This window comes from Lysinibacillus boronitolerans JCM 21713 = 10a = NBRC 103108 (assembly GCF_000772935.1).
In the GTDB taxonomy this organism is placed as follows: domain Bacteria; phylum Bacillota; class Bacilli; order Bacillales_A; family Planococcaceae; genus Lysinibacillus; species Lysinibacillus boronitolerans.
In genome coordinates this window covers 58491-76904 of sequence record NZ_JPVR01000066.1, presented here as the reverse complement: position 1 = coordinate 76904, position 18414 = coordinate 58491, and the positions used below count along the sequence as shown (strand labels likewise).

18 protein-coding genes are annotated in these 18414 nt (G+C 41.8%); 5 read left to right on the top strand and 13 right to left on the bottom strand.

What is annotated here, in order from left to right; translation table 11 throughout:
- Positions 1-35 precede the first annotated feature (35 nt).
- From CD31_RS06395 to CD31_RS06385, 3 genes are all read left to right on the top strand, one after another.
- Positions 36-920 (top strand): DMT family transporter, encoded by an 885-nt coding sequence (locus CD31_RS06395; RefSeq protein ID WP_004229564.1) that lies wholly within the window; start codon positions 36-38, stop codon positions 918-920.
- Entirely contained in the window at positions 920-1882 is a 963-nt protein-coding gene (locus tag CD31_RS06390) for a carbohydrate kinase family protein (RefSeq protein WP_036076346.1), read from the top strand. The genes CD31_RS06395 and CD31_RS06390 overlap by 1 nt, the downstream gene beginning before the upstream one ends.
- Before the next feature lie 63 nt (positions 1883-1945).
- Positions 1946-2335: an RDD family protein gene (locus tag CD31_RS06385; RefSeq protein ID WP_036076345.1), complete on the top strand. Its 390-nt coding sequence runs from the start codon at positions 1946-1948 to the stop codon at positions 2333-2335.
- A 118-nt stretch (positions 2336-2453) separates the two neighbouring features.
- Here the strand turns inward: CD31_RS06385 and CD31_RS06380 are convergent, their stop codons facing one another.
- Both CD31_RS06380 and CD31_RS06375 read right to left on the bottom strand, forming a co-directional pair.
- Positions 2454-3134 carry a hypothetical protein gene (locus tag CD31_RS06380; protein WP_244905069.1) on the bottom strand — a complete coding sequence of 227 codons (681 nt, stop codon included), beginning with the start codon at positions 3132-3134 and terminating at the stop codon, positions 2454-2456.
- A 94-nt stretch (positions 3135-3228) separates the two neighbouring features.
- Positions 3229-3660, bottom strand: coding sequence for a GNAT family N-acetyltransferase (locus CD31_RS06375; RefSeq protein ID WP_016994369.1), 432 nt, complete (start codon positions 3658-3660; stop codon positions 3229-3231).
- 122 nt (positions 3661-3782) lie between these two features.
- Here CD31_RS06375 and CD31_RS06370 point away from each other — a divergent pair, with 122 nt between their 5' ends.
- Entirely contained in the window at positions 3783-4235 is a 453-nt protein-coding gene (locus tag CD31_RS06370) for a MarR family winged helix-turn-helix transcriptional regulator (RefSeq protein ID WP_016994368.1), read from the top strand.
- Between the two features lie 43 nt (positions 4236-4278).
- Here CD31_RS06370 and CD31_RS06365 read toward each other — a convergent pair whose 3' ends face one another.
- Positions 4279-5634 (bottom strand): aspartate aminotransferase family protein, encoded by a 1356-nt coding sequence (locus tag CD31_RS06365; RefSeq protein WP_016994367.1) that lies wholly within the window; start codon positions 5632-5634, stop codon positions 4279-4281.
- A 140-nt stretch (positions 5635-5774) separates the two neighbouring features.
- Here CD31_RS06365 and CD31_RS06360 point away from each other — a divergent pair, with 140 nt between their 5' ends.
- Positions 5775-7412, top strand: a complete 1638-nt coding sequence (locus tag CD31_RS06360) for a PucR family transcriptional regulator (protein WP_036076343.1) — start codon at positions 5775-5777, stop codon at positions 7410-7412.
- Here CD31_RS06360 and CD31_RS06355 read toward each other — a convergent pair.
- From CD31_RS06355 to CD31_RS06310, 10 genes are read right to left on the bottom strand one after another with little or no spacing between them, the layout of a single operon-like run.
- The gene (locus tag CD31_RS06355; protein ID WP_036076342.1) at positions 7401-8228 is read right to left on the bottom strand and encodes an ABC transporter permease; all 828 of its coding nucleotides are present in this window, start codon (positions 8226-8228) and stop codon (positions 7401-7403) included. The two genes, CD31_RS06360 and CD31_RS06355, sit on opposite strands and share 12 nt — an antisense overlap.
- Positions 8229-8240: 12 nt before the next feature.
- Entirely contained in the window at positions 8241-9182 is a 942-nt protein-coding gene (locus CD31_RS06350; protein ID WP_009374228.1) for an ABC transporter permease, read from the bottom strand.
- A gap of 16 nt (positions 9183-9198) precedes the next feature.
- Complete coding sequence (locus CD31_RS06345) at positions 9199-10755, bottom strand: ABC transporter substrate-binding protein (protein WP_036076341.1); 1557 nt, start codon at positions 10753-10755, stop codon at positions 9199-9201.
- Positions 10756-10772: 17 nt separating this feature from the next.
- A complete protein-coding gene (locus CD31_RS06340) occupies positions 10773-11744 on the bottom strand; it encodes a P1 family peptidase (RefSeq protein WP_036076340.1) in 972 nt (323 codons plus the stop codon).
- 3 nt (positions 11745-11747) lie between these two features.
- Positions 11748-12761, bottom strand: coding sequence for an ABC transporter ATP-binding protein (locus tag CD31_RS06335; protein ID WP_016994361.1), 1014 nt, complete (start codon positions 12759-12761; stop codon positions 11748-11750).
- Positions 12730-13764 (bottom strand): ABC transporter ATP-binding protein, encoded by a 1035-nt coding sequence (locus CD31_RS06330; protein ID WP_016994360.1) that lies wholly within the window; start codon positions 13762-13764, stop codon positions 12730-12732. Before CD31_RS06330 ends, CD31_RS06335 begins: the two co-directional genes overlap by 32 nt.
- A gap of 15 nt (positions 13765-13779) precedes the next feature.
- On the bottom strand, positions 13780-15234 hold the full coding sequence (locus tag CD31_RS06325; protein ID WP_036076339.1) for an aldehyde dehydrogenase family protein: 1455 nt from the start codon (positions 15232-15234) through the stop codon (positions 13780-13782).
- A 10-nt stretch (positions 15235-15244) separates the two neighbouring features.
- The gene (locus CD31_RS06320; RefSeq protein WP_036076338.1) at positions 15245-15991 is read right to left on the bottom strand and encodes an SDR family NAD(P)-dependent oxidoreductase; all 747 of its coding nucleotides are present in this window, start codon (positions 15989-15991) and stop codon (positions 15245-15247) included.
- Position 15992: 1 nt separating this feature from the next.
- Complete coding sequence (locus tag CD31_RS06315; RefSeq protein WP_036076337.1) at positions 15993-17081, bottom strand: tartrate dehydrogenase; 1089 nt, start codon at positions 17079-17081, stop codon at positions 15993-15995.
- Positions 17078-18310, bottom strand: a complete 1233-nt coding sequence (locus CD31_RS06310) for a M20 family metallopeptidase (RefSeq protein ID WP_036076336.1) — start codon at positions 18308-18310, stop codon at positions 17078-17080. Before CD31_RS06310 ends, CD31_RS06315 begins: the two co-directional genes overlap by 4 nt.
- Positions 18311-18414: the final 104 nt, after the last annotated feature.

The window sequence follows — 18414 nt, the reverse complement described above, 5'->3', positions numbered from 1 at the left end:
AATAAAATAATAGAATAATAGAAGGAAGGTTTCGTATGAACATCTCAGCAATCATTAAACTAACAGTCTCCATGGCACTGTTTGGTTCCATCGGCTTTTTTACCGTTCACACTGGTGTTCCCGCTACAGAGCTTGTCTTTGTTAGATGCATTTGCGCAACCCTCTTTCTAGGAGGTATGTGGCTCATCACGGGTGGACATAAAACAGAGGTGTGGGATAAGAAGGAAATTTTCCAAACGCTAATTTGCGGTGTCTTTATTGTGTTAAACTGGGTATTTTTATTTAAAGCCTTTGAGGAAATGTCCATTTCGATTGCCATTTCCATCTATAATTTAGCCCCTATATTTGTGTTAATTTTAGGCGCTATTTTTTTGAAGGAAAAAATGACCATTCAGGCACTTGTCGCAACAATCACTTGCTTTATCGGTAGTATTTTTATCATCGGTCTCAATAATTTTGTGTCGTTCTCAGAATTTATGCAATCTGGCTTTATCTGGGCATTACTGTCAGCAGTATTTTATGCCCTTACAATGCTAACAAGCAAAACCATCACGAAGCTTAGCTCGTATGCGTTAACCTATATTCAAACAACAGTTGGAATCGTGATACTACTGCCCTTTATCGACTTCTCGCTGTTTGATGGATTAACGTCAACCAATTGGTTTTATATACTCGGGACAGGCTTTATTCATACAGGATTTGTTTACTATTTATTTTTTGATAGTATTCGTAGCCTGTCTACGATTCTTGTCTCCGTATTGGTTTTTGTCGACCCTGTTGTCGCCATTTTACTGGATATGCTATTGCTTGATTTTATGCCAAGCTTTACGCAAACGATGGGGATCCTTCTTATTTTCGCTGGTATTTTTTATACCATTTATGTTCCTAAGAAAAAGCGACTACCACAGGAGGTCTCATAATGGGCAAGCTCTTCACAATTGGAGAATTATTAATTGACTTTACACCGACACAGCGGCACGGCTCCCTAGCTAACATTGAGCATTTTACTAAACATGCAGGAGGGGCACCTGCCAATGTAGCCGCAGTCTGTGCAAAGCTAGGACAGCAGGCGGCACTTCTCACACAAGTAGGTCAAGATGCCTTTGGTGACTTCCTCATCAACACGTTGCAGCAAGCAGGTGTAGATACACAGTTTATTCGTCAAACAACGGATGGCGAAACAAGTCTTGCCTTTGTTTCATTAAATGAACATGGCGATCGAGATTTTCAATTTTATCGCCGACATGCTGCAGATCTCTTATACAAACAGGAATACCTCCCCTCGCAGCTATTAACAGCGCACGATATCGTTCATTTTTGCTCTGTTAATCTTGTAGAGAGTCCTATGAAACAAGCACATCTTGCCCTTATTGAACAGGCACATCGAGCAGGGAGCCTTATATCCTTTGATCCGAATGTGCGCCTTCCTTTATGGCAGGATAAGGAGGCGTGTTGTGAAACCATTTTAGCCTTTTTACCAAAAGCCCATATTGTCAAGCTTTCAGAGGAAGAACTGTTGTTTTTAACTACTCTAGAAGATGAACAGGAAGCTGTTCAAACTCTATTCAAGGGATATGTAGAAGTTATCATCATTACACATGGTGCAGCTGGGGCTACCCTATATACGAAAAAGCATCATGTGAAGGCTCCTGCTGACAAGGTACAACCAGTTGATACAACTGGGGCTGGTGATGCTTTTATTGGCGCGATTTTAAGTCAATTTCTTCATCATCCACTAACAGTAGATCAAGTGGTGGCTCATTGTGAACAGCATGCAATGTCTCTGCTTTCTTTTGCTAACCGTTATGCAGGCATCTCAACAACAAAGCATGGGGCGATTCCATCCTATCCTGTACTTTCACTAGATTTGAATCTAGGGTAAATCGAAACTTTTTGTCCTTATTCTTCGTATGTACTAGTGACAGGTCAATAGAGGAGGGCTTATATGGAATTGATGACAAAAAAACGCACAGCAGCATTTTTAATCGATACAGCTGTTTCAACGGCTGTCACGTTTGGGGTTGAATACCTCCTACGAAAAAAAGTAAAAAATGAGGCTGTTCATGCACTCGTTACGCCAACTGTAGTATTGTGGGCGCTAGAATATGCACAACTCCGTAAAAACGGACAAACGATTGGCTACAAAGCAATGGGATTAGCACTCGAAAATGAAGATGGTCGTCCATTATCAGCAGGTCAAATTATTAAACGCATGGCATATCGAGATACTATCAGTACGTTCGATTATCTAAAAGATCGCCAAGCCTTCGAGCAGCAGCACGGTCAACGTCTTCCTCATGATAGCTTTGCAGGTACGGTTGTAAAGCAAAAATAAATGAAAGCTGCCTTATGTTTGGGCAGCTTTCTTTAATTGGCGCATTTTGCTAAAGTGATAATCCGACTGAACCATTACAGAAGGTAGCATGGCATTATCCTTCAATACGAGAAGTACACTAATCTTTGGAAATAAACTGCTGTATATCATCCGATAAAAGCGCGTTTTCTGACGGAAACCAAAAATAAGTAGTCCCATCAAATTGTATGCCATATTGAAAAGCAATGGCATCGTCTGTATAAAGGAGTATATCATAACGTTTCGTATCTCCATTTGGCTCAAAGGATGGGTCTAGTTTACTGTTGGCTAAAATTGCCTTTATATTTTCCATGTCAGACTGATCTGTATAGCTAGCCGTTTTCCGATCGCCTTCTTCCATAGATGCGTAAAATTCTATTTTCTTCACTTCTTCTAATGGAACCTGATCAAAATTCCGTCGCGGCGGAGCGTCATCTCTTATCATATAAATTCGATAGCCATTAATAACCGACTGATCCTCTACCGCAATGGCATCGTCAAGACCCTTTATCGCATAAAGCTTTGTCCCCTTCTCGTGGAAGGCTGCATCGCCATCCTTAAAACGATAGGAAGCTCTTTTGATATGATCAGCTACTTTAAAATCAACTTCCCCTATTTCCTTATCAATGAATGAACGATCGGCTAACGCTACTTCATATACAGCTTCATATTGCTTACCATCCCATTTGATTAAATCAACCCATTCGATGATGACTTGACTACCGCAAGCAGTCAGTAACAAACACATGGTACAAAGGCATATCCATTTCTTCAACAACATACCCCCTTTAAGCAGTAGACCCAAGCAACGATTAAAAAGTTACAAAGTATTATGCTAAGTCTGGCATGTTCTATCATCGTGTGATTTTCATCTGCTACCAGTATTTCTTCATTAAAATATGGGGAATGCCACAATCCATAAATTCTTCGCCTTCACGCTGATAGCCTAATTTTTCATAAAAGCCTTCTGCATAGGACTGGGCATTTAATTTTGCCTTTGTTAGCCCTTTATCTCGTGCAATTTGCTCTAGGCCCACAATAACTTCCTTACCAAGTCCAAATTTGCGGTATTCTTCTAATATACAAATACGCTCCAATTTGCCATAGCCCTCTACAACTCGTAGTCTACCTGTTCCAACCGGTTGCTCATTGTAATACACCAAAATATGATCGCATGGAGCATCTAGTGCATCAAATTCATCATATTCTTCTTCCTCAGGGACTTGCTGCTCTTCAATAAAAACGCTTCTTCTAAAATCAAATGCTGTTTGTAGTTCTGCTTCAGTTGTCACTTTTTTTATAGTCATTACTATTCCTCCTAGTTTCTCCTGAATCATCTTCTCTAGGTGCAATTTCACTTTGAAGATGATAGTATTAGTATAGAATGATTTTTATTGCAATTACAACAAAAATCTCAGGAGGATCGAACATGAAAGAAATCTTACGTGAAATAGGTGCCATTGCACGGGCATTAGACTCGATAAGCAATATTGAATTCAAGGAATTGGATTTGACGAAGGGGCAATATTTATATGTTATCCGTATTTGTGAAAATCCAGGTATTATTCAAGAGAAAGTTGCAGAGCTATTGAAGGTAGACCGTACAACGGCTTCACGAGCTATTCAAAAATTGGAGACCAAAGGCTTTATTGAAAAACGAATTGAACAAGGGAATAAGAAAAATAAATTACTTTTTCCTACAGCTAAAAGCATGGACATCTATCCTTTTTTAAAACGGGAGGGCGAATATTCCAATGCCCGTGCGCTTGAGGGGTTTTCCAATGAGGAGATTAACAGCATTCACAGTCTTCTAACACGTGTGTTGCATAACATCGAAATTGACTGGGAAGAGGTGAAGAAAGGGCATAAACGACAGTATTAAAGGCGATTCCTCGTGTTTTTTGCACATTTGGAATCGCCTCAGGCTAGACGTTGGCTGCAAATACTCGTTTTAATACAGCAACCATAAACTCAAAGTCCTCGTCTGTACAGCAAAGCGGTGGACTTAACGTAATGATATTATTGAAGCCTTCAACTGTATCACCATTTCTTCCAACAATTAAGCCATTTGCTTGACAATCAGCCATAATTTTCGCGATTAGCTCAGGCTTGGCAGGTGTTTGAGATTGTTTATCTTCGACCAGCTCGATGCCAATGAGTAGCCCAAGCCCACGAATATCACCAACGAAGGGCAGCTCTAATAGGTCTTGCAAATCATGTAGGAATTGAATACCCAAATCTCTTGCTCGCTGCACAAGTCCTTCCTCTTCCATGATTTTTATATTTTCTAAGGCCACTGCACAAGCTGCTGGATTGCCCCCAAATGTATTGATATGGCGAAAATGACTATAGCCGTCCGTCTCTTTAAATTTTTCATAAATGTCTTTACGTATAGCTGTAATGGATAGTGGTAGGTAGGCACTCGTTAATCCTTTCGCCATGGTAATAACATCTGGTCGAATATCAAAATGCTGATGGCCAAATAGCTTACCTGTCCGTCCGAAGCCACATATGACCTCATCCATGATGAGTAATACCCCATGCTTTCTACAAATGCGCTCGACTTCTTTGACATATGTAGGATGTGGGATCAGCACTCCACCACCCGTGATGAGTGGCTCCATAATGACAGCCGCAATGGTTTCTTTTTGCTCCCAAATAATCTTTTCTTCCATTTCTCGGGCAAGTGCTAGGCTGTATGTCTCAATTGATTGCCCTTTTGGACGACGATAGTGATCAGGTGGAGCAACATGTAAGAAGCCTGGTGTCAGCGGCTCGTACTTAAATTTACGTAATGCCTGACCTGTAGCTGCTAATGCCCCAAGTGAACTGCCATGATAGCCCCGATAGCGAGCAATGATTTTGTAGCGGTTCCCTTCCCCATTTTGTTGATGGTATTGACGTATTAACTTAAACGCCACTTCATTCGCATCTGAGCCACTATTGGAATAAAACATCATATAGTCATCATCAAGTAGGCTGTTAATTTTTTCAGCGAGCCTAATAGCAGGTTCATGGCTTTGTGTTAAAGGAGCATAGCAAAGCTTTTTTAGCTGCTCATACGCAACCTTGGCAAGACGCTCACGCCCATACCCTACATTCACTGCCCATAAGCCTGACATACCATCTAAAAAGCGATTGCCTAAACTATCTGTAATCCACGCCCCTTCTCCCTGTTCAATAATGGGAGGTGCTTTGTCGTTATAGATAGACATGTGATGCCAAATGTTTTCATGATCTTTTTGCTGTAAAGTATGTGTAAACTGATCGTTTCGCTCCATATCATGACCTCCAATCGTGTATCATCGGTGTCTTTTTGTCTATCACCATTTTCCCTATTAAGCTAGTTAATATTGAAATTTTCTGATTTCTCTAACATAATGAAATAGACATTGTACATTCGAAGGGCAGGTGCTAATTGATGTCGAAACATCCTCTACTCGTACGTGATGTCCTCAAGCGCAAGCATTTTGAATCGGCGAAGCTTATTGCAGGGCAGCACGGCCTTGATCGCCAAGTATTGTGGACACATATATTAGAAATTAAAGATTTTGAAACATTAATCAATGGTGGTGAATTAATTTTAACTACGGGAGTCGGCTTACAGCTAGAACGAGAAACACAAATTGCCTATTTACAAAACCTTATTCGTAATGAGGCAGCTGGCCTTTGCATCGAAATTGGCGACTATTTTGACCATGTTCCCGTAGAATTGATTGCCATGGCAAATGCCCATCATTTCCCTATCATCATCTTTGAAGAAATTGTACGATTTATTGATATTACACAAGATTTGCACACGTACATAATTAATCAACACCAGCAGGCACTTACACAGCTTGATACACTATCCAAAACTTTTATGGAATTATCATTAATGCCAAATGGTATTTTAAAAATATTACAAGTGCTCCATCAAGATACAAATGCGCCATTTCTATTTGTCTCAGAAGATACTAAAAGCTTTTATTATCCTATGGAGGCTAAAAAATACTTACGTGTCATGGAGGAGCATTGTCAGCAGTTAGAACTACAAGAGCCCTTGCACCTACTATCCTTGGGTAAAGACCATTTTGTCATTATTCCTGTTAATGGGCTTGGACAAGTGTGGGGCTATTTATGTATGCATTCTGAACTGCCAAAGCAGAGTGATTACACCTTGTTAAACCTTGAACGAGCAACTATGTCGATTGCCCATATTTTAATGCGTAACCGCATGCTTCAGGAGCGACAGCAAAGCCGTGAGGATGAATTCATACTAGCATTAATTCAAGGTCAGCCAGTAGATATTCAATACTACCAAAGCTATCTACCAATCGAAAGTCGTAATTTATTTTACCGAGTCGTCGTGTTCAATCTACATGATGAAGCCAATACCGTGCCTGAAGAAGAATGGCAGGAAATCCAGCTACAAAATGCCATGTATGTTCGTTCGATTCTGAAAAAGCTTGGATTTTTTCCTACTGTTTCAGTAAGACAGCACGAGATTATTATATTAGCCTTTTTCATTGCCGCAGATTATATGAAAGACAATCGCGACGCCTTTGATCAAGCGATCTCACAGATTGTTGCACGAAAAGCAGCACAATTTTTTGAGCAACTTACCCTTAGCTGTGGTATTAGCAATGTCTATCAAACGATCGAAAGTGTTCATCTGGGCTATAAGGAAGCCAAATCAGCCATCCAAATGCAGCATCATCAATTGACGAGCTCCATCTATTATAAGGATTTAGGTGTCTACCGATTGTTATTACAGCAGGATCAAACAGCCCTCCTACAATTTGTAAAAGATTATTTACAGGAAATTTTAGTATTAGATCAAAAAAGTAGCCATGATTTATTTCAAACATTGGCTGTTTATCTGACCTGTAATGGGGCTAAAAATGATACAGCGGAACAGCTGTTTATTGTCCGTCAAACACTTTACAAACGAATAGAACGATTAGAAAGTATACTAGGTGCTGATTTTTTACAAGCTCCCCATCGCCTCAATATTGAAATGGCTGTTAAGGCATATGAACTGTTGCAAAAGACAGCACCTGATCTATTACGATTTTGAACGTGGGTCCATAAAATCTCGTAAAGCATTACTGAGCATATATAAGCCTAGAACGAGAATCGTAATGGCTCCCCCAGGGGCATACGTATACCAAGGGGCACCGATTAAATAGGCTTGTGAATCTTTTAACATTCTACCCCAGCTAGGGTTTGGTGGCTGTACCCCAAGCCCTAAATAGCTCAGTGCTGCCTCGGCTAACATTGCTGTCGCAAACGTCACGGTTGCTGCAACAATAATTTGCGACGAAATGTTTGGCAATATATGACGGAACATGATGCTATAAGGCTTAACACCAATTAATTTCGCTGCTAGCACATATTCCGAGTCGCGCTGTTGCACAAAGCCACTGCGGGCAATCCTCGCAATAGCTGGTATCGCGATAATTCCAAGCGCTATCGCTGTATTCGTTATTCCTGGACCGAATACTGCTACAAGCATTAATGCTAAGATGATTCCTGGAAAGGCCATTAAAGCGTCCATCGTGCGCATAAATATTTCATCGACCCAGCCACCAACATAGCCTGCAATCCCGCCTATGAGAATACCAAATACTGTTCCGATTGCAACCGTTAATAGACCCACGGCAAAGGCTGTTTGCGTCCCCTTCATAATGCGGCTAAAAATATCTCGCCCGAATTCATCTGTTCCAAACATATAGGCTCCACCTGGACCACGCAATTTTTCAGGTATATTCATCGCGTTGACATCATGGGGTGTATAAAAAAAGCTAACAATCATGACGAGCAGAAAGCCAACAATGACGAGGAGACCAATGATTAAATTGATTTTTTTAGTATAGCGCTGTAGTTGTTTCATGGTAGTCACCTCTTAACGTAATCGAATTCTAGGGTCCAACACAGAATATAAAACATCGACGATAAAATTAATCATGACAACAGCTACTGTAATATACATAACGATTCCTTGTACGAGTGGAAAATCACGATTACTGATAGCCGTAATCAATAACTGACCAATCCCTGGCAATGAAAACACCTGCTCCACAATAATCGTTCCTGCCACAACCTCCGCCATAATCAACCCAAAAACCGTCAATATCGGAATCATGGAATTTTTCAATACATGCTTATACATTACATTTTGTTCTGACATCCCTTTACTGCGTATCGTGCGGACATAATCGAGCTGGACCTGCTCCAAAATGGCTGTACGAACATAACGAAAATTCACCGCAATTTGCGGAATCGCAATCGTTAAGGCTGGAAGTATTAGGGTACTGAGCGCCCCTGCTACACTTTGTGTCCAAGGTATATAGCCACTAATTTTAAAGAAGCTGAACTGTAGGCCAATGTAAAGAATAAGCATCATCCCTAGCCAAAAGGAAGGCACTGCCATACCGATCTGGGTTACAGTCGATAATGACACATCACTTAATTTATTTTGTCTTCTTGCTGCAAACATCCCTAAAGGTAATGAGATGATTAAGACAATGATAAGGGTAAGTCCTGCTAATGACATGGTAACAGGAAGTCGATCAAATAATAATTCTTTTACTGGCATGGAAAATCGAATGGAATTCCCTAATTGCCCTGTCAATAAGCCCTTCATCCAATCCACATATTGTTCATAAAGAGGACGATCCAAGCCAAGCTCAGATCGTAAATTTTCAATTTGAGTGGGATCCGCCTCTGTCCCTAGCATTGTGCGAACTGGATCACCGGGTAAAATTTGAAAAACACCAAATGTAATAATGGATACTAGAAGGATGGTTGTTATTAACAGGATGATTCGACGTAGAATATACATCATAAGCACTCATCCCTTTCTAGTTTGAAAACTTGACCTCTGACATATCGTGGAACCAGAATGGATAGCTCTTGAGCCCCGTCACCTGTTTGTCAGATCCCCAAACAATTTGATAATCCGCAATATATACTGCTGTCGCCTGCTCTGCTAATATTTCTTGTGCACGATGATAGTACTCTATTTGCTTAGCCTGGTCGGTTTCCTTTAAAACATCAGCCATAATTTTGTCGTATTCTTCATTTTTAAATAAGAAGAAGTTTTCACTATCGTTTGTAGAAATGTAATCATTCAACACTTCAAAAGCAGATGCACGACCTGTTAAGTCAATCGTTGTCATTGCATAGTCACGGCCAAAGTAAACGCGATCTAGCCAAATTCCCCATTCCACTACTTCAATTTCTACATCAATTCCGATTTCTTGCAAATTAGCCACGACAATTTGTGCAATATTTGAGTAAATATCATTGTGTGAAGACACGGTAATTTTTGTTTTAAAGCCATCCGGATATCCTGCTTCTGCTAATAACGCCTTCGCTTTTTCCACATCTCGCTCATACATGCTTTCTAAGCCCTTCTTTTGGAAATCGCCCATCGCTGGACTCATATTAGAGCCAAGTGGCACAGCATAGCCTGCAAACACAGAGTCAATAATATCGGCTTTACTAATTGCGTAATTGATTGCTTGACGAACCTTCACATTGTCAAATGGTGCCTTTGTTTCGTTAAATGTAACAATAAGAGAAGAGTTATTATTTTGGTGTGATAAATTATAGCTTCCCTCTACCTCGCTCACACGGTGCCAAGGAACACTCGTTAAATCAACTTCGTTTGCCATTAAGCTCATAATGGCTGCCTGATCATCTGATTGGAAGGCAAAGGTTACTTTATTCAAATAAGGTAATCCTTCTTGCCAATACTGTTCATTTTTCTTAAGCTCTAAATTTGTACCTGGTGCATATTTCACAAAGGCAAATGGACCTGTACCAATTGGATTTTCATTATGCTTCCCATCATTGCTCTTTGGAATAATAGCTGATTGTCTGCCTGTTAATGAATACAAGAAATTTGAATTTGGCTCTTTTAGCTTAATCACAAATGTACTTGCATCAGGCGCCTCTGTAGATGCTACATTATCAAAGCTATTGGACATTTTTTCCCCACCATTTTTCCCCATTAAACGGTCAAAGGAATATTGAATATCCTCCATTGTTAAGTCATCACCATTATGAAACTTCACACCTTGGCGAATTTTAAACGTATAGGTTAAGCCATCCTCAGAGATTTCATAGCTTTCCGCAAGTCCCTCTTTTAAGGAGCCATCTGTTTCAGGAGCCATTAGCCCCTCAAAGATATTTAGAATCATTTGATACGAAATGGACGCTGTCGCTTTATGTGGATCTAAAAAATCTGGATCATCATTCACACGCACAACAATTTCCTGTGGAACATCTGTTGCCGTTTGACCATCTGTAGTACCTGAAGTAGTCGTCGTTTTCTCTCCATCACTTGAACAAGCTGCCATAACGATTGCCATCAACACTGTTAGTAGTAACAATCCGCTTTTCTTCCATTGCATGGCTGTTCCCCCTTTTCCTAAATGCTTTTCTTTTGAATGCTTGTATAACTTTCAACATCCGCCAATTGCTCAGCGGCTTTAATGCCAGCTAGAATCGCTTCCTCCATCACCTTTGTTGCTAGCTGGCCTAAATAATCAAGTGCATAGCATTGATCTCCTGTACCGAGTACAAAAATCGTATCGCCATCCAGCATCGTATGAACAGGATAAATCGTGCGTGCTAAGGCATTTTGCGTAAGCTGCGCAATCTTTTTAGCCTCTGCCTTCGTTAGCTTGGCATTCACTGCCACAACACCAATGGTTGTATTGGTACCCGCTAAAGCCTCTGATTGCGCATGCTCCTCTAGATAGGCACAGCAATCCACCCATTGACCAGAATGCTTATCTCTTGCTCCAGCTAAAATTTGCCTTGTTGTAGGGTCCTTGACATCTCCTACTGCATTGACAGCCACGATAGCACCTGCTACAAGACCATCTTTCCCCGCATAGGAAGCACTACCAAGCCCACCCTTCATTGCAAATTCTGGACCAGCTAATTTGCCTACAGTTGCTCCGTAGCCTGCGCCTACATTGCCGTTTGGAAATGAACCAACTTGTGCCGCTTGTGCCGCTTCATAGCCCATAAGTGCAGTAGGTCGTGCATGCGGATCACCGATAAACAAGTCAAAGAGTACTGCACTTGGTACAATCGGTATTTTCGCTACCCCTGCATCGACTCCAATCCCTTGCTCCTCTAGAAATTGCATTACGCCTGTAGCAGCATCTAACCCAAACGCACTACCCCCAGCTAAACAAATGGCATGGACCCGGTTAATTTCATTGATGGGATCTAACGCATCAGTTTCACGAGTACCTGGTGCAGAGCCTCGAACATCCACTCCACAAACTGCTCCGTTTTCCACTACTAGCGCCGTACAGCCTGTGATGCCCTCCTTATTCTCGCGATGTCCTACCTTAACACCTGGCACATCTGTTATATTGCCAAACATTCTTCACACCTCACTTTTTAAATAATTATAATTTTCTGATTTTTTGTCATATAAAAAACAGGCAACTCGTTGATGATCATTTTCATTGAGAAGCTGCGGTCTCTCCTGATGGCATCTTTCCATCACATACGGGCAACGTGTATGAAAGACACAGCCAACAGGTGGATTCATTGGACTTGGTAACTCGCCCTGTAAAAGTATTTCTTGTTTGGGCTCATCAAAATTAACAACTGGTATTGCAGATAGTAATGCTTGTGTGTAGGGATGTAACGGATTGGCATATAGCTCCTTCTTTGTCCCAACCTCCACTACTCTCCCTAAATACAGCACTGCCACACGGTCACTAATATGTTTCACAACGCTTAAATCATGTGAAATAAATAAATAGGTTAATTGAAATTCATCCTGTAAATCCATCATGAGATTGAGCACTTGTGATTGCACCGACACATCCAGTGCTGAAACGGGCTCATCAGCAATTATGAATTCTGGATGAATCGCTAATGCCCGTGCAATCCCAATACGCTGCCGCTGCCCACCAGAAAATTCATGGGGAAACTTATGCATGGCATCCTCAGGTAGCCCTACCTTTTGTAATAGCTCCTTCACACGCTCTTTGCGTTGCTCCTTCGTCAATGTTAATTGCAGCTTCATCGGTTCTTCGATTATAGAACCGATTCGCATCCGCGGATTGAGAGAGGCAAAGGGATCTTGAAAAATCATTTGCATTTGATTGCGATAACTTTGTAGCTTATTCCCCTTTAAATGCTGGATGGGTTGTCCTTTATACAACACTTCTCCTGCTGTTGGTTCAACAAGCTTTAAAATTGTTCGCCCAAAGGTGGATTTTCCTGAGCCTGATTCGCCAACAATACCAAGTGTTTCCCCTCTATAAATCTCAATCGAAATATCATCAACCGCTTTAATGACCTTTTTCTCTTCCTTCATCGACTTACGCTTCACAGGAAAGTAGGCTTTTAAATGATTAATTTCCAACAAAACTTCTTTCTCCGTCATGAGCCAGCTCTCCTTTCTCCGTGAATAAATGACAGCGTACCTTATGTGCCTCTTGAATATGATAAACAGCAGGTTGCTCCTGATGACAATGTGCCAGCGCATGAGGACAACGTGGCGCAAAGCGACAGCCATCAGGTAATGCATACGCTGGTGGCACAGTACCAGGAATCGATGGTAGCCTTTTGACATCTGTTTCAAGGCTTGGCATCGTCTTTAAAAGTGCTGTTGTATAAGGATGCTGTGGATTTAAAAAGAGCTCTCTTACTGGGGCTTCCTCGACAATCTGTCCTGCATACATCACCATAACGCGGTCTGCTGTCTCTGCAACAACGCTCATATCATGGGTAATGAATAAAATGGCTGATCGATGCTCTTCCTTCATTTTCAGCATCAGCTTTAAAATCTGTGCCTGAACCGTGACATCAAGTGCAGTAGTTGGCTCATCCGCAATCAATAGCTGCGGATTATTAGACATTGCGATGGCAATCATAACGCGTTGTCGCATCCCGCCTGATAGTTGGTGAGGATATTCCGCAATGACCTTTTCTGCATTCGCAATCCCGACTTCTTTTAAAAGCTGTAGCGCTTTATTCCATGCCTCTTTTTTCGATACCTTTTGGTGTCTTCGTATGCCTTCAATCATTTGATTGCCAATCGTAAAAACGGGATCTAAAGAGGTCATAGGCTCTTGAAAAATCATACTAATTTCATTGCCTCGAATACGGCTCATTTCTTTATTTTTATAGGTAAGTAGATTTTTACCGTTTAAAGTGATAGAGCCTGTCGTAATTTCTCCTGGAGGTATAGGCAACAACCGCATAATGGCTAAGGATGTAATACTTTTGCCACTTCCTGATTCACCGACCAGTGCAACGGTTTCTCCTTTATGAATAGTAAAATTCACATCTTCAACTACTTTTGCCTCTTTCCCATTCTTTAAATGGAATTTAATTGATAAGTGATTGACCTCTAAAAGTACATCTTTTTCTTTTGGCTGTTCCATATGCGTCCCTCCATCTCAGTGTTGATTAGGTGGTGCATAGCGTATAGCGATATTTTTCATTTGCGTATAGTTTCGCAGTGCAACAAAGCCCTTCTCTCGACCAATTCCGCTTTTTTTATAGCCTCCAAATGGCATTTGAATGCCTCCAGCAGCCCCATAATTATTGACAAATACTTGGCCCGCCTGCACACGACTTGCCACATAATGAGCCGTATCGATATTTTGTGACCAAATGCCCGCCACTAGGCCATAGTCCGTACTATTAGCTAATGTGATGGCCTCCTCTACAGTGGAAAATGTCAAGACGGTTAACACCGGACCGAAAATTTCCTCCTGAGCTAATGGATCATTTGGATCGACACCATCAAGTATAGTTGGCTGAACATAAAAGCCTTTCTCATAGCCTGCCAATGTCAATGGTTCCCCACCTGTCACAACATAGCCATCTACCTTTGCTTGCTGTAATAATGCAGTGATTTTTTTATATTGTTGTTCATTCAGTAATGGTCCCATCTCCATATCTGCTTCACCTGGTCCTACTTGGATCGCTTGGAATCTTTGCGCTAATCGTGAAATGAAGGAGTCTTTTATACGTTCCTCAATGAGTAAACGTGCCCCTGCTGAACAAGTTTGACCAGCATTTTGGATAATCGCACGTACGACTCCCTCTAATGCCTGCTCCATGTTAGCATCCGCAAAAACAATATTAGGAGATTTACCACCAAGCTCTAATGTCACAGGCACAACATTTTCTGCAGCCGCCTTCATCACCGCAATTCCTGTCGGAACAGAGCCTGTAAACGTAATATGATTAATATCGGGATGTGAGGTTAAATAAGGACCAACCTCTCGTCCCAAGCCCGTAATATGCTGGAAAATCCCTTTCGGCAACTTATCGGCGAACCATTCTGCAATGGCATGCGTTGTTAGCGGTGTATCCTCCGCACTTTTCACAATGACTGCATTACCAGTTGCTATAGCGGCTGCTACACTTCTTGCCGTAATTTGAATCGGATAATTCCATGGCACAATATGTACCGTAATACCCACTGGCTCTAGCACTACTGCATTTAATAGCCCATCCTCAATCGGAATTGTATCTCCCATCACCTTATCCGCTGCACCGCCATAAAATTCAAAATAGCGAGCCGCTGCTTCAATATCTGCTCGTGCCTGTGATAAGGGCTTTCCTACATCCCGACATTCTAGTAAACTCCATTCCTCTGCATGCTTACGAATATAATGAGCAAATTCGATCAATAGCTGCCCACGTTCATAGGCTTTCCATTGACGCCAGTCCTCTCGCTCAAAGGCTACACGAGCTGCACGTACTGCTTCTTCTACATGTTCTTTACTCGCGTTGCTAATTTGTGCAATCACTTCACCTGTTGAGGGATTCTTAACATCGAGGTATGCCTGTGCATCACCGTGAACCCACTCACCATCTATCAACATAGGAATTTTTTTCATTGTACCCCTCCTATAATCCACGGCCACCATCTACATGTAATGTCGTTCCTGTGACCATGCTTGCTGCATCTGAGAGTAAATAATTAACAGCTCCTGCTATATCCGCTGGCTTCACCAATCGTCCTAGTGGCACAGATTGCACAAAGACACTTTGCTTCGTCTGCTCTACATCTGCACCCTGTGCGGCAAATTGACCAAGCATTTGTGTGTCTGCTGGTCCTGGATGAATCGTATTAACCCGAATTTGACTAGATGCTAGTTCAATTGCCAGTCCTCTCGTAAAGCTCTCTGCTGCACCCTTTGACGCAATATAAGCCTGTAAGCCCGGTCTTGGTCGCACTGCTGAAATGGAGGCAATTGTAATAATAGAACCCATTTGCTGTTTTTTCATAAAAGGTACAACTGCCTTTGTCGTGATAAATAAACTTTTCACATTAACATCCATTAAACGATTCCATTCATCCATTGTGACCTCTTCAATCGGCGTAGCTGACTGGGCAATTCCCAGTGCATTAACAAGACCATCTATTCTGCCATACTTATCAAAAACCTGCTGGCAGATGTCTTGCACACGTTCCTCCTGTAATACATTGACCTCAAAGCATTGAAGGGCATCCTGTGCAATATCTGATAAGGCATCTATGGATAGATCAAGTCCAACAACTCGATTGCCCTGCTTTAATTGCTCTTGAATAATAGCCTTTCCCATACCGCCTCCTGCACCAGTAACCACAATCACCTTTTGCTCAACTGACATGCTAAACACCTCCTGCTGTTAAAGTTCTATTAATAATTTCCTGACAGATCGCATCACCCATTTGTGCTGTTGTCGCTTGTCCACCAATATCTGCCGTTTTCACGACCCCTTCTTGTAGCACTGCTGTAATGGCTTTAACAATGAGCTGTTCTAAATCTGGTCTGCCTTGATGGCCAAGCAATAAAGCAAGCGACCAAATTTGAGCGATTGGATTGGCAATGCCCTTACCTGCAATATCTGGTGCTGAGCCATGAACAGGCTCAAACATCGATGGAAAATCCTTTTCGGGGTTCAGGTTGGCTGATGGTGATAGACCAAGTCCTCCGACAATAGCAGAGCCTAAATCGGATAAAATATCGCCAAACAAATTGGACGCCACCACCACCTCAAAATTCTGTGGTCGTTCTACGAAATAGGCGACGAGCGCATCGATATAAATGGATTCGAGCTGTAGTGCTGGTGAGCTTTGCGCCACCGTTTTGCTAGTATGCTCGTCCCAGAATTTCATCGAATGAATAATGGCATTCGATTTTGTCGCACTTGTTATTTTGGTTTTACCGTGTTGCTTCGCATAATCACAGGCAGCATGGACAATCTTTTCAATCCCAATTCGTGTCATGATTGTATTTTGAATCGTCATTTCCTGCGGCTGCTGTTGGTACAGTCGGCCACCACTGTCCGAATATTCACCCTCTGCATTTTCACGGAAGATCACAAAGTCAATTTCTTTTCCGTTAGCCAAGGGCGACGCTATTCCAGGTAGCGATTTAATAGGACGGAAATTCACATATTGCTGAAAATGCTTTCGAATGGGCATAATTAATTCCCAAACGGTAACATCATCGGGCACACGAGCATCGCCAATAGCACCAAATAAAATCGCATCATATGTTTGAAGTGTTGCCAGTGCATCATTAGGCATCATACAGCCATGCTGCACGTAGTAATCGGAGCTCCAAGGAAAGATGGTTGTTTCAATTTGTAAGGAGCTATGTTGTTCTTGCAAACAATTTAAAACTTTTAACGCTTCCTGCATAACCTCTTTTCCTATGCCATCTCCTGGTATTACTGCTATTTTGATAGCCGTCATTGTGCATCACCCGCCAAAAATTTTAATGCTGCTAAACGGTAAATGGCTGTTGTTTCTGCCAATTCTTCAATATCCACATACTCATTGATTTGATGAGGGATTTCTCGATCTCCTGCACCAACCGTTACAATGGGAATACCATGCACATGAAGAAACGTACCATCTGTCGCACCTGGAACACCGTTATATTTTGGTTCCTTTTCTGTTACCTCTGCCACAGCCTCATAAATAGCCTGTACAACAGGGTCTTCCTTCGCTGTTGCAGTTGCAGGTCGGTTATCAAGAACTGTCAGTTCAACTTTGAAATCAGGATCATCTGCTTGTAATCGTTTAATAATCGCTTCAATCTTGCCGAGCAGTTCATCATGGTCCTGCGCAGGCACCGTACGAATATCGAGTGTTGTCATACAGTGATCCGGAATAACATTGATTTGTGCATCGCCTTTTACAGGCGCACGTAAAATCGTAGGTGTAATAGATGGCCAATTCAGCATTGGATCACGCCCTAATCGTGCTTGCTCCTCTTTTTCCAGCTTTTCAAGCTCTACGATGAAGCGCGCCATACGCCAGTTAGGATTGATGCCACTCCATGAAATCGCACCATGCGCCATTTTTCCGAAAATATCTACCTGTAAACGAATAGCCCCACGTTGTGCAATACACACATTATTTTCCTGTGGCTCACAGATAATCGCACCATCCACGCCATCAGCCCAACCATTTTTAATAAAATGTTTAATGCCTAGCATAAGCCCTTCTTCATCACAAGGAATACATAAAATAATCTTGCCCGTAAACGCCTCTTGATCTAGTAGCAATGACTGACAAGCCGTAATCATACAAGCAAGATTCCCTTTTGTATCATTCGTTCCCCTGCCATACATACGCCCATCTACAATTTCTGCTCCAAATGGATCATAGGCCCAAGCCTCTCGATTGCCCTCTGTCACCACATCCGTATGTCCTTCGAAAAGTAATGTTTTCCCAGGCTTGCCCGAATCAATAATGCCAATGACATTCGGTCGCCCTGGCACAACCTCCTCGATATGCGTCTCGATCCCGATATCTCGTAAATACGCCGCTACAAAAGTTGCCACCTCTTGCTCATTGCCCTTCGGATCGTTCTCACGGTAAACGCTTTCAATGCGCACGAGCTTCTGTGTTAGATCGATGACCGCCTCACGATCACGCACATACGATTTTGTTGTCTTTAAACTAGTTACTGTCATGCAAAGGACCTCCTATTTTTAAAGAATATTCTGAATTTATGTTATTTTAACATTGTCCTTTCTCTATGAAACTAGACAATATGTTAATGATTCAAAGAACGCCC